Genomic DNA, 26,830 nt, shown 5'->3' with positions numbered 1-26,830 from the left:
TATGTCTCCGGTGCTTGCTTAGGCGTACAGGGGGTTGATCTTGTCGGTCTTGATACCGTACTTGGCAATCGCTTCGGCCACCTTGGTGACAGGCAGCTTGCCTTCGTCGGCCAGTGCCTTCAGGGCCGCAACCACGATGTAGTGGCGATCGATCTCGAAGTGCTCGCGCAGCTTGCGGCGGAAGTCCGAACGACCAAAACCGTCCGTGCCCAGCACCTTGTAGGTGCGGCCCTTGGGAATGTAGGGGCGGATTTGCTCCGCGTAGGCCTTCATGTAGTCGGTCGACGCAATGACGGGGCCTTGGCTGCCTTGCAGTTGCTGGGTCACGAAGGCGGTCTTGGCGGTTTCCAGCGGGTGCAGCATGTTGTGGCGCTCGCAGTCCTGGCCGTCGCGGGTCAGTTCGTTGAACGATGGGCAGCTCCACACGTCGGCGGCAATGCCCCAGTCCTTTTCCAGCAGCTCTTGCGCAAAGAAGGATTCGCGCAGGATGGTGCCCGAGCCCAGCAGCTGTACGCGCTGGCCCGATTGCGGCACCTTCTGACCGGGCTTGCACAGGTACATGCCCTTGATGATTTGCTGCTCCGTGCCTTCGGTCAGACCGGGCATGGGGTAGTTTTCATTCAACAAGGTGATGTAGTAGAAAACATTTTCTTGGTTCTGCACCATGCGGCGCAGGCCGTCTTGCATGATCACGGCTACTTCGTGCGCGAAGGTGGGGTCATACGAGACGCAGTTGGGCACGGTGTTGGCCAGAATGTGGCTGTGACCGTCTTCGTGCTGCAGGCCTTCGCCGTTCAGCGTGGTGCGGCCCGAGGTGCCGCCCAGCAAGAAGCCTCGCGCCTGCATGTCGCCCGCTGCCCAGGCCAGGTCGCCAATGCGCTGGAAACCGAACATGGAGTAGTAGACGTAGAACGGAATCATGATGCGGTTGGACGTGCTGTAGCTCGTCGCAGCCGCAATCCACGAGGCCATGCCACCGGCTTCGTTGATACCTTCCTGCAGAATCTGGCCAGCCTTGTCTTCGCGGTAGTACATGACCTGGTCTTTGTCGACCGGGGTGTACTGCTGACCGTGGGGGTTGTAGATACCAACCTGGCGGAACAGACCTTCCATACCAAAGGTACGGGCCTCGTCCACCAGAATAGGCACCACGCGGGGGCCGATGTTCTTGTCACGCAGCAGCTGCGTGAGGAAGCGCACATAGGCCTGGGTGGTGGAGATTTCACGGCCTTCGGGCGTGGGCTCCAGAATGGCCTTGAAAGTATCGAGCGAAGGTGCGGTGAATGCTTCGTCAGCCTTTTGGCGGCGGTGCGGCAGGTAACCGCCCAGGGCCTTGCGGCGCTCGTGCAGGTACTTCATTTCCGGCGTGTCGTCGGCCGGCTTGTAGAACGGGATGTCCGCGATCTGGCTGTCAGGGATCGGGATGTTAAAGCGGTCGCGGAAGGCCTTGATGTCCTCGTCGCTCAGCTTCTTGGTCTGGTGCACAGTGTTCTTGCCCTCACCGATCTTGCCCATGCCAAAGCCCTTGACGGTCTTGACCAGCAGCACGGTAGGCTGACCCTTGTGGCTGTTGGCTGCGTGGAAAGCGGCGTAGACCTTCTGCGCATCGTGGCCACCACGGCGCAGGTTCCAGATTTCGTCGTCGGACATGTGCTCGACCATCTTCAGCGCACGGGGGTCGCGGCCAAAGAAGTGCTTGCGCACGTAAGCGCCATCGTTGGCCTTCATGGCCTGATAGTCGCCGTCGTTGCACTCCATCATGATCTTCTTGAGCACGCCGTCCTTGTCCTTGGCCAGCAGCTCGTCCCAGCCCTTGCCCCAGATCAGCTTGATGACGTTCCAGCCCGAGCCACGGAATTCGCCTTCCAGCTCTTGGATGATCTTGCCGTTACCGCGCACGGGGCCATCCAGACGCTGCAAATTGCAGTTGATGACGAAGATCAGGTTGTCGAGGTTTTCGCGCGAAGCCAGCGAGATAGCGCCCAGCGATTCCACTTCGTCCATTTCACCGTCGCCGCAGAACACCCAGACCTTGCGGTTTTCGGTGTTGGCAATGCCACGTGCGTGCAGGTACTTCAGGAAGCGCGCTTGGTAAATCGCCATCAACGGGCCAAGCCCCATGGACACCGTGGGGAACTGCCAGAAATCGGGCATCAGCTTGGGGTGGGGGTAGCTGGACAAGCCCTTGCCGTCCACTTCCTGGCGGAAGTTGAGCAATTGCTCTTCCGAGATACGGCCTTCCAGGTAAGCACGCGCGTAGATGCCGGGCGAGACATGGCCCTGGATGTACAGGCAGTCACCACCGTGGTTTTCGTTTTCAGCGTGCCAAAAGTGGTTAAAGCCGGCGGCAAACATATTGGCCAGCGAAGCGAACGAGCCAATGTGACCACCCAGATCCCCACCTTCTGGCGGGTGAATACGGTTGGCCTTGACCACCATGGCCATGGCGTTCCAGCGCATGTAGGCGCGCAAACGACCTTCCAACTCCAGATTGCCGGGGCAGCGCGCCTCCTGGCCGGGCTCGATGGTGTTCACATAACCGGTCTTGGCCGAGAAAGGCATGTCCACGCTGTTTTGGCGGGCATGCTCCAGCACTTCTTCAATCAACTGGTGCGCATATTCGGCACCTTCGCGGTCGATGACGGCAGAAAGCGCGTCCACCCACTCACGGGATTCTTGGGGGTCGAGGCTAGGCTTTGCGTTAACGCCGGCCTGAGGGTCGGTCTGAGCTGTCATAGGTGTGTCTCCTGTTCAAGAGGCTGCAGGTAGGAGGTCGCGCAACTTGCATGGCGCGTATCGATCCGCCCTTCCATGCAAGGTGTGAGACTGAGCTTACTCGCTGCCCCAAACCTTGACTGAGAGACAAATACGTCCATTTGAACGACCATTTCGGTTCGCAGTTTCGCATATTTTTTTCATATTTCAAATTATGCAGATCAATTGCATATTATGAAAAAATGCTGCAGTTGCACATCTAAAACAAGATGTTGCGGGGTGCGCTTGGCTCCAAATAAGGACAAGGGAATCCCCCTACACTGCACCTATGGATACACCCGAAAAAAAGAACACCGAGACAAAGCCATCCACCCCCTTTCAGGGCGCTGACCCCACGCGCTGGTGGCGTCTGTGGTGGCGCAGCCTGTCACCCACACGACAAGACCGCCTGGCCGCTTTTGCGCCCCTGGTATCGGTTGCACTGTTCATGGCAGCAATCGTGGCAGCTTTCTGGTACTTGCGCGCGGAGGAAGTCGACCGCGATCAACAAGCCCTTAAACGCGACGTGGAATATGCCCAGCAGCGCATGCGCCTGCGCCTGCTGGAGCGCCAAGAGCAAGTGATGCGCATAGCCCGTGATCTGGCCTACGGCGACATTGGCACGGCAGAGTTTGTCAACCGCGCCGAAGTGCTGGTCACGCAGTACCCCGAGCTGCAAATTCTGACCTGGGTAGACCGTGACGGTCGCATCATCACCAGCTACGCCGCACCCACCGTGGCCAGCGAACAGCTGCGCATGCCGGGCGAGACACTGCAAAACGACGATGCTGCGCAAAGCTTTCAGCTGGTCAAAGAATCCAACCAGCCGATTTACACCCAGCCCCGCGTGCTGGTGGGCTACACGCCGCCCCTGCTGCAGTTTCACAGCCCTGTCATTGGCACACGCAATTTTGGCGGCACTGTCATGGCAGAGTTTTCCATCGATAGCCTGATGCGCTACGCCACACCCAGTGATTTGCTGGCCCGCTATGCCGTCACGCTGATGGACGGACACGGCACCCTCATAGCAGGCACACCGCTGACCGCCCCCCGCCAGTCCAGTACCTGGGATCTGCTGCCGCAGCCCAAGGCCACGGAGTACCAAGTCCCCATTTCGCCCGTAGGCAGTTCGCTGATCTTGAAAGTGCAGGCCTACCGCACCTCACTGAGCATGGTGGGCAACGGCATGTTCTGGCTGGTGGCCGCGCTGAGCTTGCTGACCTCCTGGCTGCTGATGGGCACCTGGCGCCACACGCGCAAGCGCTTGCGTGCGCAAGAAGCATTGATCGCAGAAACCAATTTCCGCCGTGCGATGGAAAACTCCCTGCTCACGGGCATGCGGGCGCTAGATATGAATGGCCGCATCACCTATGTGAATGCAGCGTTTTGCCAGATGACGGGCTGGAGCGAACAAGAGCTGGTAGGCCAAACTGCCCCCTACCCTTACTGGGCAGAAAGCGATTACGAGTACCTGCACAGCAAACTCAAAGACGAGTTGTCTGGCAAAACCGGACAAAACGGTTTTCAGGTGCGTGTGCGCCGCAAAAACGGCTCCATGTTTGATGCGCGCCTGTACATCTCACCGCTGATCGATGCGCGCGGACACCAAACGGGCTGGATGTCGTCGATGACCGACATCACCGAGTCCAAGCGCATTCGCGACCAGCTTGCTGCATCCCACGACCGTTTTACCATTGTGCTGGAAGCGCTGGATGCTTCTGTTTCCGTAGCACCCTTGGGCAGTGCCGAGCTGCTGTTTGCCAACAAGCTCTACCGCCAGTGGTTTGGCTCGCAAACCACGGGACACCTGCAACTGGTGCAGCAAGCCGGGCTGCCGGCTGAGCGCAGTGAGTCGGTCGATGATGAAGATGGCCTGATGGGCCTGCCCACTGACTCCTTGACAGACGCCTCCAGCAACAATGCCGAAATTTATGTGGGCGAGCTGGGCAAATGGCTGGAAGTGCGCTCGCGCTATCTGAGTTGGGTGGATGGCCGCTTGGCACAGATGGTGATTGCCACTGACATCACCCCGCGGCGCCTGGCCGAAGAGCAAGCCGCCCGGCAAACCGAGCAAGCGCATTCAGCCAGCCGCCTGATCACCATGGGGGAAATGGCTTCCAGCGTGGCCCATGAACTCAACCAGCCCCTGACAGCCATCAGCAACTACAGCAGCGGCATGCTCTCGCGCCTGGAATCGGGCAAGTTGACCGAAGAACAGATGAAGTTTGCGCTGGAGAAAACCGTCCACCAAGCGCAACGCGCGGGCCAGATCATTCAGCGCATCCGCTCTTTCGTAAAGCGCAGCGAACCCAATCGCATGCTGGCGCACGTGGAAGCCATGGTGGATGAAGCCTTGGAGCTGGCCAACATTGAAATGCGCCGGCGCAACGTGCGCCTCACCCACTTTGTCGCCAAGCGCATTCCGCCCGTGATGGCAGACGCCATTTTGATTGAGCAGGTACTGATCAACTTGATCAAAAATGCCGGCGAATCGATTGACCAAGCACAACGTCCTCAGGCCAAGCGGTCCGTAGAGTTGCGCGTGCAGCCCAAAGACTACGAGGGGCTAGCTGGCGTAGAGTTTTCGGTGCAAGACTCAGGCAAAGGCCTTCCTCCAGAAGTGCAGGAGCGCTTGTTTGAAGCGTTTTTTTCCACTAAAAACGAAGGCATGGGCATAGGCTTGAACCTGTGCCGCTCGATTGTGGAGTCGCATAACGGACGGATGTCCGCAGAGAACCTCTACAATGGTTCTGAGGTGGTGGGTTGCCGGTTCTTCTTTTGGATACCGTTGGCCGCCGCTCAGGAAAAGGGAGACAACTTTTCTTCGGCAATTAATCCAAATACAAGGAAATCTGCATGAGCTTGACACCCAAAAAAGGCACTGTCTACGTGGTTGATGACGATGAGGCCGTCCGTGACTCGCTGCAATGGCTGCTGGAGGGTAAAGATTACCGCGTGCGCTGTTTTGACTCGGCCGAGTCCTTTCTCTCGCGCTATGACCACCGCGAAGTGGCCTGTTTGATTGCCGACATTCGCATGGGCGGCATGACGGGCTTGGAGCTGCAAGACAAGTTGCTGGAGCGCAAGTCGCCCCTGCCCATCGTGTTCATTACCGGCCACGGCGACGTACCCATGGCCGTGAACACCATGAAAAAAGGCGCACTGGACTTCATCCAGAAACCTTTCAACGAAGACGACCTGCTGAGCGTGGTGGAGCGCATGCTGGATCATGCCCGTGAAGCCTTTGCGGGCCACCAGCAAGCCGCCAGCCGCGAGGCCCTGCTGTCCAAGCTGACAGGCCGCGAGTCGCAAGTGCTCGAGCGCATTGTGGCGGGCCGCCTGAACAAACAAATTGCCGATGACCTGGGCATCAGCATCAAGACCGTGGAAGCGCACCGCGCCAACATCATGGAAAAGCTGGGCGCCAACACCGTGGCCGATCTGCTCAAGATTGCACTGGGCTCCTCGGCCGCAGCCAAAGTACCGGCATAAAATCAGGGGCTTACCCCAAAGGCTGCCATCGCCTGCAAAGGTCTGGCAGCTTTTTTATTTCTCACGCACACCTCACACACCATGACAGCCCAAATCATTGATGGCAAAGCCCTCTCCGCCCAATTGCGTACCGAAGTTGCCCAGCGCGCAGCCGCTTTGACGGCCAAGGGCACCAAGCCGGGCCTGGCCGTGGTGTTGGTGGGGGACAACCAAGCCTCGCAGGTGTATGTGCGCAACAAGGTCAAGGCCTGCGAAGACGCGGGCTTTCACTCGGTGCTGGAAAAGTACGATGCCAGCATGACCGAAGCCGAACTGCTGGCCCGTGTGGAAGCGCTGAACAACGACCCCAGCATCCACGGCATTCTGGTGCAACTTCCCCTGCCCAAGCACATTGACGACCACAAGGTGATCGAAGCCATCTCGCCCCTCAAAGACGTGGACGGCTTTCACGTGGCCAGCGCCGGTGCGCTGATGGTGGGTGAAGTGGGCTTCAAAGCCTGCACCCCCTACGGCTGCATGAAGATGCTGGAATCGATTGGCATGAAGGATTTGCGCGGCAAGCACGCCGTGGTGATTGGCCGCTCCAACATCGTGGGCAAGCCCATGGCCATGATGCTGCTGGCTGCCAACGCCACGGTCACCATCTGCCACAGCGGCACCGCCGACCTGGCCGCCATGACGCGCCAGGCCGACCTCGTGGTGGCTGCTGTGGGCAAGGTGAATGTGCTGACCGCCGACATGATCAAGCCCGGCGCCGTGGTGATTGACGTGGGCATGAACCGCAATGCCGAAGGCAAGCTGTGCGGCGATGTGGACTATGACGGCTGCAAGGAAGTGGCAGGCTACATCACCCCCGTGCCCGGCGGTGTGGGCCCCATGACTATCACCATGCTGTTGGTCAACACCATGGAAGCCGCAGAGCGCGGTGCCGCAGCCCACTAAGGCTTTTCGCCGATAGGCCTACCCACCTCCACCGCCGCAAGGCGACTGGAGGTTTTTTTATAGCTGCTTGCGCTTGATTAGCTTAGGTTTCAGACATAAAACCTATCAAAAACCAGAAACTTTCAGCGCCAACAGCTATCAAGACAATAGTTAACACCACACCCTTGAAACACGCCCAGTTGGCGCAAAATGCTTGTCTATGACCAATGCTTTGCTTGAATCTTCCAGCCTGCCGCAGTTTGACCGCATCACCCCTGCGGATGTCGGCCCTGCCATCAACACCCTGATTGAACGCGCGCAAGCGGCATTGGAGACGGTCACCGCGCCGGATTTCCCGGCGGAGTGGAACGCCATTTCCAAGGTGCTGGACGTGGCCACCGAACAACTTGGCATGCAGTGGAGCGCTGTGAGCCACCTCTCCAGCGTGGCCGACACGCCCGAGCTGCGCGCCGCCTATAACGAGGTGCTCCCCAAAATCACCGAGTTCTGGACCAACTTGGGCGCCGACGAGCGCCTGTATGCCAAGTACAAGGCCATTGATGTCAACACGCTGACAGCCGAACAAAAGCAAGCCCACGCCCATGCGTTGCGCGGCTTTGTGCTGTCGGGCGCCGAGCTGCAAGGCGAAGCCCGCGAGCGTTTTGCCAAAATTCAGGAGCGCAGCGCCGAGCTGGGCCAGAAGTTCAGCGAAAACACACTGGATGCGACCGACCACTGGGCCTACTACGCCACGGCGCAAGAGCTGGACGGCGTGCCTGCCGATGTCCTGCAAGCCGCCAAAGCGGCGGCTGAGGCCGATGGCAAAGAAGGCTACAAACTGACTTTGAAGATTCCTTCCTACCTGCCCGTGATGCAGTTTGCCCACAGCAGCGCACTGCGCGAGAAGGTGTACCGTGCCTACGTCACCCGCGCGTCAGACCAGGCGGAAGGCGACTTGGTCAAGTACGACAACGCCGCCATCATCAAAGAAATCCTGGCGCTGCGCCAAGAAGAAGCACAGCTGCTGGGTTACCAGAACTTTGCCCAAGTGTCCCTGGTGCCCAAGATGGCCCAGTCTCCCCAGCAGGTCATCGACTTTCTGCGCGATCTGGCCCAGCGCGCCCGCCCCTACGCCGAAAAAGACGTGGCAGACCTGCGCGAGTTTGCAGCCAAGGAACTGGGCATTACCGACCCACAGCCTTGGGACTGGACCTACATCGCCGAAAAGCTCAAGGAAGCGCGCTACGCCTTCAGCGAGCAAGAAGTCAAACAGTACTTCACTGCGCCCAAGGTGCTTGCCGGTCTGTTCAAGATCATTGAGAACCTGTTTGACGTGAAGATCGTCAAAGACCAGGCTGCCGTGTGGAACCAGGACGTGCAGTTCTACCGCCTGGAGCGCAACGGCCAGCTGGTCGGTCAGTTTTACCTCGACCAGCCCGCCCGCAAGGGCAAGCGCGGCGGCGCATGGATGGACGATGTGCGCAGCCGCTGGTTGCGCCCAGACACTGGCAAGCTGCAAACACCCGTGGCCCACATGGTCTGCAACTTTGCCGACGGTGTCGATGGCAAACCCGCGCTGCTGACGCACGACGACGTGATCACCCTGTTCCACGAATCCGGCCACGCCCTGCACCACATGCTCACGCAAGTGAATGAGCGCGATGTTTCCGGCATCAACGGTGTGGAGTGGGATGCGGTGGAGCTACCCAGCCAGTTCATGGAGAACTTCTGCTGGGAATGGGAAGTGCTGCGCCACATGACATCGCACGTAGACACCGGCGAGCCCCTGCCCCGCGCGCTGTTTGACAAGATGCTGGCTGCCAAGAACTTCCAGGCCGGCATGGGTACGCTGCGCCAGGTGGAATTTGCGCTGTTTGACATGCTGCTGCACTCCGGCGCTGCCAAGAATGGCGACTACCTGGCACTGCTGCAGCAAGTGCGTGACGAAGTGGCTGTGCTGCCAACGACCGACTACAACCGTGGCACCAACACTTTCAGCCACATCTTTGCAGGTGGCTATGCTGCCGGCTATTACAGCTACAAGTGGGCTGAAGTGCTGAGCGCCGATGCCTACGCCGCTTTTGAAGAAACCCAAGGCGCTGACGGCAACCCCAGCCAGCAAACCGCGCAAAAATACCTGCACAACATCTTGGAGATGGGCGGCAGCCGCGACGCCATGGACAACTTCAAGGCCTTCCGTGGCCGCGAACCGCAGATCGATGCCCTGCTGCGCCACCAAGGTATGGCCGAAGAGGCCACAGCCTAAACGCGGCACTGCTGCAGCGCTGCACCCACAAAAATGGAGGCTCTAGGCCTCCATTTTTTATGGTGCTTGCCGCCTGGGATGGACGGCATGCCCAGGCTCAGCCATGCTTTACGACAAAGCCAGAACCTTCGCAGAGGGAGCTGAGTGGGCAGACGATGCCGCGCCACGCTCCAACTGGAAACGCGAGATCGCGCGCAGCAGGCTCTCTGCCTGGTTGCGCAACCCTTGCGCCGCTGCCGCACTTTCTTCCACCAAGGCCGCGTTTTGCTGCGTGGCTTGGTCCATTTGCGTAATGGCTTCACCCACCTGCGCCACACCAGAGCTTTGCTCGTGGCTGGCCGCACTGATTTCACCCATGATGTCCGTCACGCGGCGAATGGCACCCACCATATCTTGCATCGTGCCTCCGGCCTGATCGGCCAAAGTGCTGCCATTTTCCACACGCTCCAAGCTGGTGGTAATGAGGTCTTTGATTTCCTTGGCCGCATCGGCGCTGCGTTTGGCCAGCGCACGCACTTCACTGGCCACCACCGCAAAGCCACGCCCTTGCTCGCCCGCACGGGCTGCCTCCACCGCAGCGTTCAACGCCAGAATATTCGTTTGGAAAGCAATGCCATCAATCACATTGATGATGTCGGCAATGCGGTGGCTGCTGGCACTGATGCCCTTCATGGTGTCCACCACCCGCTCGACCACAGTACCGCCTTGCTGCGCCACATCCGAAGCGCTGAGGGCCAGTTGATTGGCAGTTTGGGCGTTGTCCGCGTTTTGGCGCACGGTGACGTTCAACTGCTCCATGCTGGCGGCTGTCTCTTCCAGGGCACTGGCTTGGCTCTCGGTGCGCATCGACAAATCCGCATTACCTTGCGCAATTTCGCTGGAAGCGTGCAGCATTTCGGCCGATGCCGTCTGCACCTGCTGCACCAGCTCACGCAGCGACTGGCGCATGCCCTGCAGCTCCGCCATCAAGCCCAAAGGCTTGCCCACCCGTTGGTCATCCGATAAATCTCCATCCGCCACACGGCGCAATGCGGCGCTCGCGTCTGCGGGGTCTCCGCCCAACTCTTGGCGCATGGTACGCACCATCACCCACAGCAGCGCTGCAGCGACCACCACGGCCAGCAACGCCAAGCCTGCTGACCACCACTGCATGCGCTGCGCCGCACTGCGCGTTGCTTCATGCGAAGCCTGTGCAGCTTCGCGTGCAGCCTGCAATTGCTGCAGCAGCGCACCACGCAACTCGCGCCATGCAGGCGTTTCGTTCGCCTTCAGCGCCGCTGTTGCCGCCTGCTGGTCTTGGCTGGCAAGCACCACCACTTTGTCTTGCTCACTCGACTGCGCGGTGCGCAGTGCTTGCAGCTTGCCCACGGCGTCTTCCAGCGCCGTGCCTTGCACCCGCCGACGCACATCGGCGTAAGCGCTGTCGTAAGCATCACGCGCACCACGCAGGTTCTGCACTGCCTGCTGGTCGGCGGGGTTGAGCACGATGTTGCGCACCGCCTGCCCCGACTGCAAACCTTGTGCATACAGCTCTTGCAGCTGCGTCACCACCGCTTGGTCGCTGGACAGATAGGCATCGAAGTCAGACTGGGTCCGCGTGAGCCCCCACAGACTGCTCAGCAAGGCCAACACAAAAAGCACTGCAGGAGCAGCCGTACAAAAAATTAAACGAGAGCTAAAACGCATGACTCAAGAGAATGAACAAATAATTGATATGCATCAAAAGAAAAATAGATACATACAGCAAGTGCCCAAAGTGGGGGCTGCGCGATTATGGATGTGTTATGAGATTTTTTCTGCGCCTGCACGCAATCTGTAGCACCGCAGTGCGCCACGGTGGGGCCGGCTGGCTGAACCGGCCGTGTGTTTTATGCATGCGCAAAGCAGCATGGTCACTGCTTTGGCATTCAAGCCTGAGCGCTCATCAGCCCTGATAACGCACACAGCCGCGATGCGGCTCCATGCCTTTTGCTTGCGCCCTCACGTGGCCGCCGATCATTGCGCGGGCGCCTGCCGCTCTTCGTCCATCGCTTTTTGCACTTCACGATAAAAAATTTCGCGCGCTTCGGTGGCTTGGGGGACGCGTGCCCCACCGGCCCAGTTGGCGTTCGACACTATCACCAGTTGACGATGGGGGTCGATAAAAATGCCTTGCCCAAAAATGCCGCGGGCCGCATAGCTGCCGTCGTCATAGGTCCACCACTGATAGCCATACCCTCGCCCCGGCAGACCAATGTCCGCGCGCTTGGTGGTCGCTTGCGCCCACCAGTCGTCAGGCACGATGCTTTGGCCATTCACTTTCGCACCATTCAGGATAAACAGCCCCATGCGGGCGTAATCGCGGGGTGAGGCCTGCAGGCAGCAGCCGCCAATTTCCTTGCCGGTTTTGCTCAAAATCCAGGTGGCCTGCTGCTCCATGCCTGCGGGGCCCCACACCTTCTCGGCAAGGTAGGTGGCCAGCGGCTTCTTGGTAGCGCGCTGCACCAGCGTGCCCACCAAATTGGTCTCCCCCGTGCTGTAGTGCCAGCGGGTTCCGGGCGGCGCTGCGCGCGGGAGCTGGCGCATATAGCTCACCAGCGCTTCCACGCCCGGCTCAGGCTGGTGGTTGTTGAACTTGGCCACATCTGAATTGGGGTCCGCATAGTCTTCGTTCCACTGCACCCCCGAGGTCATGGTCAGCAACTGCCGCACACTGACATCGTCATATGCAGAGCCTTTCAGCTCCGGGATGTAGACGCTGACCTTGTCGTCCAAACTTTGAATAAAGCCATCCTTGACTGCAGCGCCCAGCAAGGTGGAAGTGAAGGATTTGGCCACCGAAAAACTGGTCCAACGCCCTGCGCCATCAAAGCCCAGGCCGTAGCGCTCCAGCCGCAGCTTGCCCTGGTGCACCACCAACAGGGCCGCACTGCGCTGGCCTGCCATATAAGCATCCACATCCAGCTTGAGCTGAAGCGGAGCGCCCAGCGGCAAAGGCGAAGGGCTTGCACTGGCTGGCACCACATTGACCTTGGCCAGCACAGGCAGCCGATCCAGTGCGCGAAAAGCAGCATCGCGCTGCGACTGCGTCCAGAACAAGATATCCCGGTTGGTGGGCACGGTGGCCAAAAGCCCGCGCGTCTCCTTGTCCAGACTGAACCAGCCGCCCACGCCAGCCGCAGCCACCACCACCAAAGTCCCCAACACCCATTTCTTCACAGCCAAGACGGTCTCCTTAGATTCGAGGAAAGCCGCCACCAAGGCATGGGGCGCGCATTGCAACATTTGCGCCATTGCGCTGTTTGCACCACCCAAGCTGCGCTGTCTTTCCTGAGCCTTCAATGTGCATGTTCTCAGGATTGCCGCCTACTGGCGTTTTCCTTCGCCATGCATCGACTGCGCCCCGCAAGCCCGCGCAGACACCCCACAACGGGTCAGTACAAGAAGGCGGTGAGACTGGGCAGCAGGTCATACGGCTGCGTGGAGCAACCTGAGCAGGAAGCTCAAATTACCTTTGCCGCCACCGCTTTCATATTCAAAAAAATAGCTGCCAGCGCTGACTGGATAAGCGCTGGCAGCCAATTTAAGCCCCATAAAAGCAGTCTAAAAAACTAGACCTCTGGCACCACCGCTTCGGCCCAGTCATACAGCGCACCCAAAATTTCTTCGGCACGCTCGTCGTCCACGGTTTCTTGCAAGGCATCCACCTCGGCAAACATTTGCTGCGCCGTGCGGGCACCACCCTCGCCGTGGATCAGCGCGGCGGCGCAACGCTGCTGCCAGCGGGCAGTTTCTGCAGCGCTAAGGCTCTCAGGCCAATTGCGGGCGCGCCAGCGGAACACCAGTTCGGCCAGCCTGGCATCGTCAAACCCGGTTTTATCGACGGCCAGCTCTTGCGGGTTGAGCGCTCGCAACTGCGTCAGGCGACGGCGGTCTGCGGGGTTCACAAAACCGTTGTAGAGGTCTTGGTCTACATCCTGCGGGCCATGGCCTTCCAGACGGCTGTACACCTGCTTCCACAGCACACTCATGTCCGGCAGGGCACGCGCTTTCACGGCGTTGTCAATGCACGCCTGCATGTCGATGCCCCAGCGCGCCGCCATCTCTGGCGTCAGCGTTTTGAGGTTGCGCACCACCATGGGCGATTTGTTGATGTGGATGCCCTTGATGGGCAGGCGCGTGATGCCTTCGGGCAGGTCTGCCGTTTTGGTGAACATGCGCAGGCGCAGGGTTTCAGCGTCCAAGCTGGCCAGCTCGCTGGGGTCGGCCTGCAAGTCCCAGCAGATCATTTCGTTTTTGTTGGTGGGGTGCTGGGCCAGCGGCCACATCACGGCAATGCAGCCGCGCTGGGGCGGGATCATGCCACTCACATGCAAGAACGGGCGCGCATCAATTTGCTCGGCCGGCAGGCCCATCTCGTGCAGCACCTTGTCTTTTTTGCGCAGGCCAAAGGCAAATTCAAACAGCTTGGGCTGGCGATCACGAATCAGCCGCGCCAGCGCGATGGTGGCGCGCACGTCGCTGAGCGCATCGTGCGCCTGATCGTGCGCCAAGCCGTTGGCGCGGGCCAAGTCTTCAAGCTTGAAGCTGGGGCTGCCGTCTTCCTTGGTGGGCCACTGAATGCCCTGCGGGCGCAGGGCATAAACCATGCGCACCACGTCCAGCAAATCCCAGCGGCCACAGTCGTTTTGCCATTCGCGTGCATACGGATCGATCAGGTTGCGCCAAAACAGAAAGCGCGTCACCTCGTCGTCAAAGCGGATGGTGTTGTAGCCCACGCCCACGGTGCCGGGCTGGGTGAAGGCGGCCTCGATCTGGCGCGCAAAAGCATCTTCGGGCACGCCTTGCTCCAGGCACTGTTGTGGGGTGATGCCCGTGATCAGGCAGGATTCAGGGCTAGGCAGGTAGTCAGGCGCTGGCTGGCAATACACCATGATCGGCTCACCGATCTCGTTGAGCTCCAAGTCCGTGCGAATGGCCGCAAACTGCGCGGGCCGATCATAGCGGGGGTTGGCACCAAAGGTTTCGTAGTCGTGCCAGAGAAATGTGTGTTCAACCATGGGGTGGGAGTATGCCTGTTTGCCGCCGCCACGCAGGTGTTGCGCGTGGGGTTTGAACTACCCCGGCAAAGGGGCAAGGCTAGGAAGCAGAACAAAAAAGAGCAGCTAGCGCTTGATTTACTTAGCTTTCAGGTAGTTTTATTGCTGAAATCATTGCTAGACAGGCGCTGCAAGCTATTTTTTTATTTACAGCAGCGGTGACATCAGCCGTGCAGCGGAATCGCCCAGCCGCTGCCAAAAACTCTGGGGCCGCGCATAACCCACACGCCGCGCGTGCTTGAGGTCTTCCACAAACTGCTGCTCCAGCTTGGCTGCAAACGCCTCGCCATACACCACGGCACAGACTTCGTAGTTCAGGCGAAAGCTGCGGTTGTCAAAGTTGGCAGTGCCGATGATGCCGACCATATCGTCTACCACCATGGTTTTTGAGTGCAGCATGCTGCGGTGGTACTCAAACACCTTCACGCCACACGTAATCAACTCGTCAAAATACGAGCGCGCCGCCGCCGTCACCACCCGGGAATCTGATTTTTCAGGCACCAGCAAGCACACATCCACGCCGCGCAACGCCGCATTAGTCAACGCCAGCATGGCCGCTTCCGTCGGCACAAAGTACGGCGTGGTCAACCACAAGCGCTTGTGCGCAGCGTGAATGGCTGACACATGCACGCGGTGGATGGCTTCCATGCTGCTGTCGGGCCCAGAAGCCATGATTTGCACCACCTGATTGCCATCGGGCAAATCTGGCAGCAAAGCGTTGAAATCCGCAGGTTCATTTTTGCGGTTGTAATCCAGCGCATAGCTCCAGTCTTCCAAAAAGACGGTTTGCAGCCAGTTCACCACCGGGCCTTCCAGGCGCACATGCACATCGTGATAGGCGTCCTGCAAGATGCGTTTGTCTTCTTCGTCGGTGATGTTAACGCCGCCGGTGTAGCCAATGGCGCCATCAATCACCACAATTTTGCGGTGGGTGCGAAAGTTGATGACAGGGCGCACGCGCCGCCCAAATTTGGTGGGGTGAAACAGCGCGAACTCACCGCCCGCCGCTTCCAGCGTTGCATAGTATTTGCGAGACAGTCTTTTGGAGCCCAGCGCATCCACCAGCAGCCGCACCGTCACCCCTTCTCGCGCTTTTTGGCACAGCAGCGCAATCAAGCGCAGCCCGGTCTCATCAGGCTCAAAAATGTAGTATTCGAGATGGATGTGGTCTTTGGCCTCACGCACGGCATGCATGATGCTGTCGAAAGTGGCAGCGCCACCGACCAGCAGCTCCACCTTGTCCGCTGTGCTGACGGGAAAGTTGGTGGAAGCCGTGACCAGCTTGACCACCTGGTGCAAGCGCTCCGGTGCCGCAGGCACCTTCTCTTTGAGGCGCGCAATGCTGGCGCGCACGCGCGAGCGGCGGCGGCTGCGCAAACGACGCAGGCGCTGGCGCTTCAAGCGCCGTGGACCCAAAAAATAATAAATACCAATGCCCGCTACCGGCAGCACCGCCATCGACAGCAGCCAGCTCAAGGTGGCGACCGGCGCACGGCGCTGTAGCAAAATCCACACGCCAACAATCACAACATACAGTGACCAGGTAACAGACAGGATCAGCATGACATGTTCATGCGTGAACCACTGCGTGATTGCCTCCACATCTCCTCCTGCGCGGTATTGGTAACGCCGACTGTATCCTGCTTGGGCACCTTCCAAGGCCAGCCATAAAAAAACCGACAGCTTATCGGCTGTCGGTTTGGGGTGCAGTTCGGTTTATTCCGAAGCAGTGGCCTGCTGCGGCTCTGCCGGCTCGGAGTTGCCCTCTGGCTTGGGCAATGGCGTGATCTCCAAGATCACATCGCCCTTGCCTTCATTGGCCTCGGCGTCCCAGTCCACTTCCAGACGTCCGCCATCCACCAAGCGACCAAACAGCAACTCATCAGCCAGCGAGCGGCGGATGGTGTCCTGAATCAGACGCTGCATGGGGCGTGCGCCCATCGCAGGGTCAAAGCCCTTGGCCGCCAAGTGCTTGCGCAGCTTGTCGCTGAAGGTGACTTCCACCTTCTTCTCGCCCAGTTGATGCTCCAGTTGCAGCAAGAACTTGTCCACCACCCGCAAAATGATTTGCTCATCCAAGGGCTTGAAGCTGACGATGGCGTCCAGACGGTTGCGGAACTCTGGAGTGAACAGACGTTTGATGTCCGCCATTTCATCGCCCGGTTGCTTCTGGGTGGTAAAGCCCATCACCGACTTTTGCATGGCCTCTGCGCCGGCATTGGTCGTCATGATGACGATGACGTTGCAGAAATCTGCTTTGCGGCCATTGTTGTCCGTCAGCGTGCCATGGTCCATCACCTGCAGCAGCACGTTGAAGATGTCGGGGTGCGCCTTCTCGATTTCGTCCAGCAGCAGCACCGAGTGCGGCTTTTTGGTTACCGCTTCGGTCAGCAACCCGCCTTGGTCGTAACCCACATAACCCGGAGGCGCGCCAATCAAACGGCTGACTGCATGGCGCTCCATGTACTCCGACATGTCAAAGCGGATCAAATCCACACCCAAGATGTAAGCAAGCTGCTTGGCCGCTTCTGTTTTACCAACGCCTGTGGGGCCGCTGAACAAGAAGGAACCAATCGGCTTTTCGGGCTTGCCCAAACCGGAGCGTGCCATCTTGACCGCTGAGGCCAGCACTTCCAGCGCCTTGTCTTGGCCAAACACCACGCTCTTGAGGTCGCGCTCCAGCGTTTGCAGCTTGCTGCGGTCGTCGTTGGAGACGTTCGCAGGGGGAATGCGTGCAATCTTGGCCACGATATCTTCGATCTCGGCGCGCGTGATGGTGCTCTTGCGGGTTTCAGGCGTTTTCACGCGCTGCGCTGCGCCCGCTTCGTCAATCACGTCAATGGCCTTGTCAGGCAAATGGCGGTCATTGATGTACTTGGCCGACAACTCCGCAGCCGCTTGCAGCGCTTCTGCGGCATATGCCACACCGTGGTGCTCTTCAAATCGGGGCTTCAGACCTTTGAGAATTTCAATGGTCTCAGGCACAGTGGGCTCTACCACGTCTACCTTCTGGAAACGACGTGACAATGCCGAGTCTTTCTCGAAAATGCCCCGGTATTCCGTGAAGGTGGTGGCACCAATGCACTTGAGCTGACCGCTGGACAGCGCGGGCTTGAGCAAGTTGGAAGCATCCAGCGTACCGCCAGAGGCCGCGCCCGCACCAATCAGGGTATGGATTTCGTCGATAAACAAAATCGCATTGGGCTTGTCGCGCAGGGTTTTGAGCACGCCTTTCAAGCGCTGTTCAAAGTCACCGCGGTACTTGGTGCCAGCGAGCAAAGCGCCCATATCAAGCGAGTACACCACCGCTTCGGACAGCACTTCAGGCACTGTGCCTTCAGTGATGCGCCATGCCAAGCCTTCGGCAATCGCAGTCTTGCCCACACCTGCTTCACCCACCAGCAGCGGGTTGTTCTTGCGACGGCGGCACAGGATCTGAATCGTGCGCTCCACCTCGTATTCGCGACCGATCAGCGGATCAATCTTGCCCTCTTTGGCTGCCTGATTGAGGTTTTGGGTGTACTGCTCCAGCGGAGAAGCTTTCTCCGCACGCTCAGCACCCATACCTCCTTCTTCGCCTTCCGCCGCCGAATCTGCCTTGGCAGGCTCAGGCGGGTCGCTCTTGCGAATACCGTGGGCAATGTAGTTGACAACATCCAGACGTGTCACACCCTGCTGGTGCAGGTAGTAGACAGCGTGTGAGTCTTTCTCGCCAAAAATAGCTACCAATACGTTAGCGCCTGTGACTTCCTTCTTGCCATTGCCTGTGGACTGCACATGCATGATGGCGCGCTGGATCACCCGCTGAAAACCCAGCGTCGGCTGTGTATCGACCTCTTCGGTGCCAGACACTTGGGGTGTGTTGTCTTTGATGAAATTGCTCAGCGAAGCACGCAAATCATCGATATTGGCTGAGCAGGCACGCAATACATCTGAGGCGCTGGGATTGTCCAGCAGCGCCTGCAGCAAATGTTCAACGGTAATGAATTCGTGGCGCTGCTGACGAGCTTCCACAAATGCCATGTGCAAGCTGACTTCCAGTTCTTGGGCAATCATGTACGAACTCCTTTGTGCTTGCGGTTTATGAGACTGTGTGTATAGGTCGGGGCGAACACCATTTATTCAATAGGCTCGCTCACAGCTTGCAAGGGGTGCCCTGCCTGCTGCGCAGCTTGCAATACCTGCTCTACTTTGGTGGCTGCAATATCGCGGGTATAGACGCCGCATACGCCGCGCCCATCTAGATGGATTTTGAGCATGATTTGCGTCGCCTGTTCCCTGTCTTTACTAAAGAATTCTTGTAATACCATGATCACGAACTCCATCGGAGTGAAATCATCATTGAGCATGACGACTTGGTACATCGGAGGTGGCGCAATTTTTTGAGTGCGCCGCTCCATGACAACCGAGTTGCCATCATCCTCGTGAGAGATTTGGTCTGGCGAAGAAGGACGGTATGGAGGTTCTTGGGTAGCCATGAATTTCATTCTAGCGATCAGCCCATGGTCATTCTTCATAGAGTCATCTGGGCTGGCAAAGGGAGGTTTTGAGCAATCTCTTGTAGGACGGCATGGGTTCCAGGACTACACGTCGCTGTTAAGCGCCCCGCCAGACAATCTGGCAGCCCGTATTCCCAACTTCGGCCCGCCATGCGGCCAATGCAGCATCGCTGGGATAGAACTTGTGTTTGTCCCCGACGTCAAGCTCAGCCACTGCAGCCACGCCCTGCGCTTCACAGCGCACACCCAGCCGTATCTTGAGGCCATGGCGCAGCTCGCCCTCCTCGGCATACTCCAGCTTCGCCGGGAACTCGCGCAGTATGCGCAAGACATCGGGAACTTTGTGGACAGCATCTACTTGCAAATAGCGTGCAAAACGGCAGCGGGCATCTGCCAAGCCCAGCACTTTTTGCGCCTTGACCCGCAAACCACCACTGAAATGGTCGTGCTGGACGCGGCCGGTGATGACGACAAACTCGTCATCTTTGAGCAAGTCACTGTGGGTATTGAGGGTGGCCTCATCAATCGACGCCTCCAACACAGCAGTTTTGTCGTCCAGTTTAAAGAGACAAAGCTTGCCACGCTGGCCGTTGATGACGCGCAAATCACTGACAATGCCCGCCAGCAACTGCGGCTCGCGGCTATCACCTAACTCGCTCAACGGTGTACGAATGAAGTTGCGCACCTCATGCTCCACCTCATCAAACAAATGTCCTGAGAGATAAAAACCAACTGCCGTTTTTTCTTGCGTCAGCCGCTCCTTCACCCCCCATGGCAACACCTCCGCCAAGGCCGGCTCCTGGTTGCTCGAACCCTGCGCATCATCGCCCATCATGTCAAACAAGCCGCCTTGGTTGGCATTGGCCAGCTGCGCATTTGCATAATCAAACGCGGTATCGATGGATGCCACCAACGCCGCCCGATCCAGATGAATCCTGTCAAAAGCACCTGCTTTAATCAGTGCTTCCAAAGTACGCTTGTTGAGCTTGGTGCGATCCACGCGGGCGCAGAAGTCACACAAGCTCTTGAAGGGGCCTTTGACATGTGCATCAGGTCCCACGCCATTGCCCTCCCGGGCAGCCACAATCGCCTCAATGGCATGCTGACCTGTACCTTTGATCGCACCCAGCCCATAGCGAATGACCTTGTCGGTCACAGGCTCGAAGCGGTAGAAGCCTCGGTTCACATCGGGCATTTCAAAGCTCATGCCCATCTTCAAAGCATCTTCAAACAACACCTTGAGCTTGTCGGTGTTGTCCATTTCCACGGTCATATTGCCGCAATAAAACTCAGCGGTGTAGTGCACCTTGAGCCATGCCGTATGGTAGGCCAGCAATGAATAAGCAGCGGCGTGCGACTTGTTGAAGCCGTAGCCCGCAAACTTCTCCATCAGGTCAAACACTTCGCCCGCTTTGTGCTCATCAATGCCTTGTTTGGCAGCGCCTTCGCAGAAAGTGGCGCGGTGCTTGACCATCTCCTCCACTTTCTTTTTACCCATCGCACGGCGCAACAAGTCCGCACCACCCAGCGAGTAACCACCCAGCACCTGTGCCGTCTGCATCACCTGCTCTTGGTAAACCATGATGCCGTAGGTCTCAGACAGCACCTTCTCTACCAGCGGATGCGGGTACTCAATCACCTCGCGACCATGCTTACGCGCCACAAACGATGGAATCAGGTCCATAGGTCCGGGGCGATACAAAGCGTTCAAGGCGATCAAGTCTTCCAGTCGTGATGGCTTCGCATCACGCAGCATGCCTTGCATACCGCGCGATTCAAACTGGAATACCGCTTCTGTTTTACCTTCCTGGAAGAGCTTGTAGGTGGGGTAGTCGTCCAAGGGAATTTCTTCAAACTTGAAGTTCTCCTGCCCCTTGTGGCGCTTGATGATGAATTCGCGCGCAATTTCCAAAATGGTCAAAGTTGCAAGACCCAAAAAGTCGAACTTGACCAGACCAATTTGCTCCACGTCATCCTTGTCCAACATCGCCACCGCTGACTCGCTGCCCGGCTGCTGGTACAAAGGACAAAAATCCGTCAATTTACCCGGCGCAATCACCACACCACCGGCGTGCATGCCGATGTTGCGAGTCATGCCTTCGAGTTTTTGGGCAAGCTCAATCAGACTTTTGACGTCTTCTTCTTGCTCAATGCGCTGCGCCAGCAAAGGCTCAGCCTCAATCGCGTAGGTGTATTTATCACCCTCTTTTTTGGGGTTAGGTGGGTATTTCAGCGTAACGTGCAGGCCGGGCTTATTGGGAATGAGCTTAGAAATACCATCACAGAAGGTATAGCTCATGTCCATTGCGCGCCCGACGTCACGGATCACCGCGCGCGCTGCCATGGTGCCGAAGGTCGCAATTTGGCTGACCGCATTGCGTCCATAGCGGTCTTTGACATAGTCAATTACCCGGTCACGATTGGCTTGGCAAAAGTCCACGTCAAAGTCAGGCATGGACACACGCTCTGGGTTCAAGAAACGCTCGAACAGCAGGTTGTAATAAATCGGATCCAGGTCGGTAATCTTCAGCACATACGCCACCAAAGAGCCTGCACCCGAGCCCCGGCCCGGCCCCACAGGGCAGCCATTGTTTTTGGCCCAGTTAATGAAGTCTGCCACGATCAAGAAATAGCCAGGGAAGCCCATCTTCAAGATGATGCCCAGCTCAAACTCGAGGCGCTCCACATACTCAGGCCGCTTCTGGCTGCGCAAAGCGGCATCGGGGAACAGCAATCTCAGGCGGTCTTCCAAGCCTTCGTAAGATGCACGACGAAAGTATTCTTCAATCGTCATATTGCCCGGCGCAGGAAAATCAGGCAGGTAATAGGTGCCCAGCTTGAGCATCACGCTACAGCGGCGTGCAATTTCCTGCGTGTTTTCAACCGCCGATGGAATGTCAGCAAACAGCGCCTCCATATCGGCGCTGCTTTTGAAATACTGCTCACGTGTGAAGCGGCGTACCCGACGAGGATTGGCCAGCACCTCACCCTCAGCGATACAAACCCGCGTTTCGTGAGAATCAAAGTCTACAGGCTTAGCAAACTGCACCGGGTGCGTCGCCACCACGGGCAAATTCAGTCGAGCTGCCAATTGCACCGTGTGCGCCACCACACCTTCATCTTCTGCTCGGCCTGCACGCTGCACCTCCAAATAGAAGCGGTGCGGGAACATGCCTGCCAACTGCAACGCCAAATCAGCGGCGCCTTGGGTGTCACCGCGCAGCAATAACTGCCCCACAGGCCCCGCGTTGGCTCCGGAGAGCAAGATCAAGCCTTCGCCAAGTTCTTGCAACCACTGCCATTTGAAAAATGGCTGAGCCTGTACTTTGGAGACATTACCTGTCCAGCCGCGCGCCAGAATTTCTGAAAGATTGTGATAGCCCTGCTGACTTTGCACCAAAACCAGCACACGACTGGTTTCACTGTCTGGGCCCCAGCCTTCCATATTGAGCTCTGCGCCCAAAATAGGTTTTACGCCCTTGCCACGCGCAGCTTTGTAGAATTTCAAGCTGCCGAACATATTGTTCAAGTCAGTAATGGCCAATGCTGGCTGTCCATCAGCCGCTGCGGCATTGACGACATCATTGATACGGCAGGTTCCGTCAATGACGGAAAACTCGGTGTGCAGACGCAGGTGAACAAACATGCCCGCATTGTAGGAACACACTGCACCTTGCGCCCCAACTTCTTTGCATGCCCATATCAATATGGGGCCGCACAAAGCTTGCGATCCGAAAGATTTAGCCCTATACAATGCAGCACGCATTGCAGACGCTTCCTCATGCAGTGGAAGCAGTCGCCTCACTAGAACTTATGACAAACCCTGTCCGAAAGCTGTTCGCCATGCCGCGCATTTCACGTCCTGTTCTTGCCGTTGTTTTTGCAGCGGGCCTGTTGGCTGGTTGTTCCTCGACCAAAGAAGATCCAACTGCCAACTGGACCCCAGACCGCATCTACACCGAAGCACGTGACGAAGTTCAAGCTGGCGGCTTTGATAAAGCAGTGCCGCTGTTTGAAAAACTGGAAGGCCGTGCTGCAGGCACGCCACTGGCACAGCAAGCGCAAATTGAAAAAGCCTACGCACAGTACAAAGCCGGCGAAAAAGAACAGGCCCACGCTACGCTGGATCGCTTCATCCGCCTGCACCCAGCCAGCCCCGCGATTGACTATGCGCTGTACCTCAAGGGTTTGGTGAATTTCAACGACAACCTGGGCATGTTCGCGTGGCTGTCACGCCAGGACTTGTCTGAGCGCGACCAAAAAGCCGCCAAGGATTCCTACCAGTCTTTCAACGAACTGGTGACACGTTTCCCTCAGTCACGCTACGCACCTGATGCGCGCCAGCGCATGACCTACATTGTCAACTCGCTGGCCCAGTATGAGGTTCACGTGGCGCGCTACTACTATTCGCGCGGCGCCTACGTGGCAGCGATTGCGCGTGCGCAAACCGCACTAGCGGACTACCAAGGTGTTCCGGCCACCTTAGAAGCCTTGGACATTCTGATTAACTCCTACGACAAGTTGGGCATGAATGATCTGCGCGATGACGCCAAGCGCGTGCGTGACAGCAACTACGCCAACACGCCCGATGCAACCCAGACACCAGGCAAAAAAGATCCTTGGTGGAAGTTTTGGTAAATCGCACTCTGACATAACCAGCCGTAGGCTCGAACCACATGCAGCACACAGGCAGCCATTGATGCAAAACACGGGAATTGGGCAGACTAATTGCCGTTTTCCCTTAAAGCGCTTTGAAATACTGCTATAGTTAGCGCTTCGAACAAAGACAGGCGCATAGCTCAGTTGGTTAGAGCACCACCTTGACATGGTGGGGGTCGTTGGTTCGAATCCAATTGCGCCTACCAGACACTACAAGCACAAACAGCTTGTTAAAAAATCCCGCTTCATGCGGGATTTTTTCTTTAGAGCCGGATCGCTGACCGCTACTACAAGCTAAAGCTGCTTCTAAGCACCATCTTGCGATGCTGCACCACGCTCATCCGCATCACCGCATGCAGGATTTGCCACAGCCTCACCGGTTGCCAGCGCCTGCAGTGCAGCCTGCCATGCGGCAACGGTGCCGATTCTGCGCATAGGCGGCAAAGCTTGCACCAACCGTTTACCGTAACCCTTGGTGCGTAGCCTAGTGTCGGCCACCACCAAAATCCCACGGTCTGTCTCGCGGCGAATCAACCGCCCTGCCCCCTGCTTGAGCGCCATGGCGGCTTCGGGCAGCATGTAGTCGCCAAAAGGGCTGCGGCCCACCACCTCCAACTGGCGTGAGCGGGCCTCGACCAGCGGGTCATCAGGTGGCGGGAAAGGCAATTTATCAATCACCACCAGTTGCAGCGCGTCACCCGGAATGTCTACCCCCTCCCAGAAGGTCGAGGACGCCACCAGCACGCATCCACGCCCATTCACCACACCAGCACGAAAGCGCTCCATCAACGCATGCTTAGGGCCTTGGCCTTGCACCAGTACATCAATCGGCTCAAACATGCCAAAGCGCTGCTGCAGTTGTGCACCAATTGCGTCCAGGGCTTTGAGTGTGGTGGTGAGCACCAACGTTCGCCCCCCCAAGGCCTGCGCACCATCACCCGCTAGTTGGGCGACAGCTGCACTGTGCGCTGCTTGCTGCGCAGGCTCGGGGAAATCTTCAGGCACGTACAACACCGCCTGGTGCTGGTAGTCAAAAGGGCTCTCCACCCTCAGCACCTGTGCATTGCGCAGGCCGCAGGTTTCAGTGAACCAGCGCAAATCTTCGTCGTCCCCCAAGGTGGCGGAGGTAAAGATCCACGCTTTTTGCGGGTCTGGCAATGCCTCTTCCTCCTGCGCCTGCCCCATGTGCTCGCGCATCAGCCGGGCAATACTCAAGGGCGACTCCATCAGTCGCAGGTGCTGGCGCTGCACCTCCAGCCAGCGCACCGCATCGTCAGGTACGGGCTGTGCAAAGCTTGCCAATTGGGAGAGCAAGCGCGCCCCGCGCTCATACAGTGGAATCACCGCATGGGCTGTTTCTGCAACCTGGGCCAGTGCCATCAGCAGCGCACGCAAGGACTGCCCCACACCGTGCAAGCCGCGCCGCCAAGCGGCCTCCGACAAGGTTTCAGGCGCAGCCCCCAGCCAGCGCAAGCGCGTGCCGGGCGGGCTGGCCGCGCCCACCGCACGCCATTCATTGATGGCCTGCTCCAGCTGCCCCAGTAGTTGCATCCAGTCTGCCAAACCACGCGCATGCAGCGTCACATCGGCCAGTGCATCCTTGATAAAACCTTGCAGCTGGCGGGTGCCCAAGACCCAGCCCGCAAACTGAATGCCGGTCTCGTTGAGCTGGTGCGCCTCATCAATCACCACCACACCAGCCGTGGGCAGCAACTGGGCAACCCCAGAGTCGCGCACCTCCATATCCGCAAAAAACAGGTGGTGGTTGACCACGCAAATGTCTGCTTCCAGCGCCTGCGCACGGGCCGTATTGACGTGGCATTGCTCCCAATGTGCGCAGCTGCTGCCCACGCAATTGTCTTTGGTCGAGGTGACCAGGGCCGCAACGGTGGAGCTTTCGGCCAGCCCCGGCAATTCACCCAAATCGCCCGTGCGCGTGCCGTGTGACCAATCTTGCACGCGCGCCACCGCGCGCAGCACTTGCGGATCGAGTGCGACTTTGCTTTGATGCACTTGACCCATCCGGTGCAGGCACAGATAACTGGAACGCCCTTTAAGCCGCGCAATACGCAACGGCAACCCCAATGCCTGCACCAGCCGCGGTAAATCACGCAAATAGAGCTGGTCTTGCAAGGCCTTGGTGGCCGTGGAGATCACCACCCGCTTGCCACTGAGCAGCGACGGCACCAGGTACGAGAAGGTTTTGCCCACGCCGGTGCCCGCCTCCACCACCAGCACGCCGCCCACTTCGATCGTCTGCGCAACCGCCATGGCCATGGCGGTTTGCCCCGCGCGCGGCCGGAAGTGTGGCTCTGCGCGCGAGAGCCAGCCGTCTTGCGCGAAAGCGGCCGCAACTTGATCGTGCAAATTCATGGCCATGGTGCTCGCTAAAAAAGGAGCTGCTAGCGCAGTATTTTCAATAGCTTCAGATACAAAACTATCTCAAAGCCTTAAAAATCAAACGCTAATCGCTCCTCTTTTTAAGGCTTTGGCAGCCCCTCAGGCACGGGCAAAGGCGCACCTTTGCGGCCTGCAATTTCATCGGCCTTGCTGGCGCGGCGCGCGGCAGCCTCTGCCTGCTTGGCTTGGTACTCCTGCGCCGCCTTGGCGCGGGCCTGTGCCTGCTCTTGCTGCTTGGCAGCTGCCGATGCTTCGTGCGCCTGCACGCGGCGTGCTTGCTCGGCGGCGCGCTTTTGGGCCTCAGTAGCGCGGGTTTCGGTGCTGAGCACGCCAGAGCCATCGCGCGGCGTGACCGTCACGGGCGCAGGCGCTGGCTTTTCCCGCTGCTTGCGCTCAATGGCACGCAGCCGCTCGTTCGCCTTTTCTTGGCGCTCTTCACGGTTCAAGCGCAGCTCGCGCTCATGCAGGGCATTGTCTTCTTCACGCGCGGCAGCCCGCGCTTCGCCTAGGCAGCGCTCCACCGCAAAGCGCTGCCAGCATGCTTTTTCTGCCTCCTGCTTGCGGGCCATAACGGCGCCGCGGGCACGTGCAATCTCGGCACGCTCCTGCGCCCGCGCTTGCGCGCGCTGCTGCAGCAGCGCTTCATGCGCTTGGTCATCTGGCGCCAGCACATCTTGTGCGTGCGCAGCGACAGCCAGCACACCCAGTGCCAGCGCTTTACAGGTCAGAGAGAACAAGCGAGAGAAGTTCATAACGTTGGA

At 58.5% G+C, this 26,830-nt stretch carries 15 protein-coding genes and 1 tRNA gene; 6 read left to right on the top strand and 10 right to left on the bottom strand.

Features of this window, described 5'->3' with window-relative positions; all coding sequences use genetic code 11:
• Nucleotides 1–18: 18 nt before the first annotated feature.
• The gene (gene aceE / locus QEP12_RS10715; protein ID WP_219164567.1) at nucleotides 19–2,736 is read right to left on the bottom strand and encodes a pyruvate dehydrogenase (acetyl-transferring), homodimeric type; all 2,718 of its coding nucleotides are present in this window, start codon (nucleotides 2,734–2,736) and stop codon (nucleotides 19–21) included.
• Between the two features lie 307 nt (nucleotides 2,737–3,043).
• Here aceE and QEP12_RS10710 point away from each other — a divergent pair, with 307 nt between their 5' ends.
• From QEP12_RS10710 to QEP12_RS10695, 4 genes are all read left to right on the top strand, one after another.
• The gene (locus tag QEP12_RS10710; protein WP_284214232.1) at nucleotides 3,044–5,614 is read left to right on the top strand and encodes a PAS domain S-box protein; all 2,571 of its coding nucleotides are present in this window, start codon (nucleotides 3,044–3,046) and stop codon (nucleotides 5,612–5,614) included.
• On the top strand, nucleotides 5,611–6,246 hold the full coding sequence (locus tag QEP12_RS10705; protein ID WP_174863522.1) for a response regulator transcription factor: 636 nt from the start codon (nucleotides 5,611–5,613) through the stop codon (nucleotides 6,244–6,246). Before QEP12_RS10710 ends, QEP12_RS10705 begins: the two co-directional genes overlap by 4 nt.
• A gap of 81 nt (nucleotides 6,247–6,327) precedes the next feature.
• Nucleotides 6,328–7,188 carry a bifunctional methylenetetrahydrofolate dehydrogenase/methenyltetrahydrofolate cyclohydrolase FolD gene (gene folD / locus QEP12_RS10700; protein ID WP_284214231.1) on the top strand — a complete coding sequence of 287 codons (861 nt, stop codon included), beginning with the start codon at nucleotides 6,328–6,330 and terminating at the stop codon, nucleotides 7,186–7,188.
• Between the two features lie 199 nt (nucleotides 7,189–7,387).
• On the top strand, nucleotides 7,388–9,433 hold the full coding sequence (locus QEP12_RS10695; protein ID WP_284214230.1) for a M3 family metallopeptidase: 2,046 nt from the start codon (nucleotides 7,388–7,390) through the stop codon (nucleotides 9,431–9,433).
• A 108-nt stretch (nucleotides 9,434–9,541) separates the two neighbouring features.
• Here the strand turns inward: QEP12_RS10695 and QEP12_RS10690 are convergent, their stop codons facing one another.
• The 7 genes from QEP12_RS10690 to dnaE all read right to left on the bottom strand — a co-directional run bounded on the left by QEP12_RS10690 (nucleotide 9,542) and on the right by dnaE (nucleotide 22,656).
• Nucleotides 9,542–11,062: a methyl-accepting chemotaxis protein gene (locus QEP12_RS10690; RefSeq protein ID WP_284214274.1), complete on the bottom strand. Its 1,521-nt coding sequence runs from the start codon at nucleotides 11,060–11,062 to the stop codon at nucleotides 9,542–9,544.
• 366 nt (nucleotides 11,063–11,428) lie between these two features.
• Nucleotides 11,429–12,631: a serine hydrolase domain-containing protein gene (locus QEP12_RS10685; RefSeq protein WP_284214273.1), complete on the bottom strand. Its 1,203-nt coding sequence runs from the start codon at nucleotides 12,629–12,631 to the stop codon at nucleotides 11,429–11,431.
• Between the two features lie 392 nt (nucleotides 12,632–13,023).
• On the bottom strand, nucleotides 13,024–14,472 hold the full coding sequence (sbcB, locus tag QEP12_RS10680; protein WP_284214229.1) for an exodeoxyribonuclease I: 1,449 nt from the start codon (nucleotides 14,470–14,472) through the stop codon (nucleotides 13,024–13,026).
• A 186-nt stretch (nucleotides 14,473–14,658) separates the two neighbouring features.
• The gene (cls, locus tag QEP12_RS10675) at nucleotides 14,659–16,074 is read right to left on the bottom strand and encodes a cardiolipin synthase (RefSeq protein WP_284214228.1); all 1,416 of its coding nucleotides are present in this window, start codon (nucleotides 16,072–16,074) and stop codon (nucleotides 14,659–14,661) included.
• Between the two features lie 153 nt (nucleotides 16,075–16,227).
• Entirely contained in the window at nucleotides 16,228–18,567 is a 2,340-nt protein-coding gene (gene clpA / locus QEP12_RS10670; RefSeq protein WP_284214227.1) for an ATP-dependent Clp protease ATP-binding subunit ClpA, read from the bottom strand.
• Between the two features lie 62 nt (nucleotides 18,568–18,629).
• Nucleotides 18,630–18,998, bottom strand: coding sequence for an ATP-dependent Clp protease adapter ClpS (clpS, locus tag QEP12_RS10665; RefSeq protein WP_423108797.1), 369 nt, complete (start codon nucleotides 18,996–18,998; stop codon nucleotides 18,630–18,632).
• Between the two features lie 109 nt (nucleotides 18,999–19,107).
• Nucleotides 19,108–22,656 (bottom strand): DNA polymerase III subunit alpha, encoded by a 3,549-nt coding sequence (dnaE, locus tag QEP12_RS10660; RefSeq protein WP_284214226.1) that lies wholly within the window; start codon nucleotides 22,654–22,656, stop codon nucleotides 19,108–19,110.
• A gap of 197 nt (nucleotides 22,657–22,853) precedes the next feature.
• Between dnaE and QEP12_RS10655 the strand changes: the two genes are divergently transcribed.
• Together QEP12_RS10655 and QEP12_RS10650 are read left to right on the top strand one after the other, a co-directional pair.
• Nucleotides 22,854–23,648 carry an outer membrane protein assembly factor BamD gene (locus tag QEP12_RS10655; RefSeq protein ID WP_174863736.1) on the top strand — a complete coding sequence of 265 codons (795 nt, stop codon included), beginning with the start codon at nucleotides 22,854–22,856 and terminating at the stop codon, nucleotides 23,646–23,648.
• Nucleotides 23,649–23,798: 150 nt separating this feature from the next.
• Nucleotides 23,799–23,875: transfer RNA gene (locus tag QEP12_RS10650), tRNA-Val, on the top strand.
• A gap of 100 nt (nucleotides 23,876–23,975) precedes the next feature.
• On the opposite strand, the gene yoaA is transcribed toward QEP12_RS10650, so the two are convergent.
• Nucleotides 23,976–26,048, bottom strand: coding sequence for a DNA repair helicase YoaA (gene yoaA / locus QEP12_RS10645; protein ID WP_284214225.1), 2,073 nt, complete (start codon nucleotides 26,046–26,048; stop codon nucleotides 23,976–23,978).
• 101 nt (nucleotides 26,049–26,149) lie between these two features.
• The gene (locus QEP12_RS10640; RefSeq protein ID WP_174863475.1) at nucleotides 26,150–26,821 is read right to left on the bottom strand and encodes a hypothetical protein; all 672 of its coding nucleotides are present in this window, start codon (nucleotides 26,819–26,821) and stop codon (nucleotides 26,150–26,152) included.
• Between the last annotated feature and the right edge of the window lie 9 nt (nucleotides 26,822–26,830).

The sequence above is a fragment of the Comamonas jiangduensis genome (assembly GCF_030162955.1).
GTDB lineage: Bacteria > Pseudomonadota > Gammaproteobacteria > Burkholderiales > Burkholderiaceae_C > Comamonas > Comamonas jiangduensis.
Note: the sequence above shows the minus strand (reverse complement) of the source record. Positions and strands in the feature narration are given on the sequence as shown.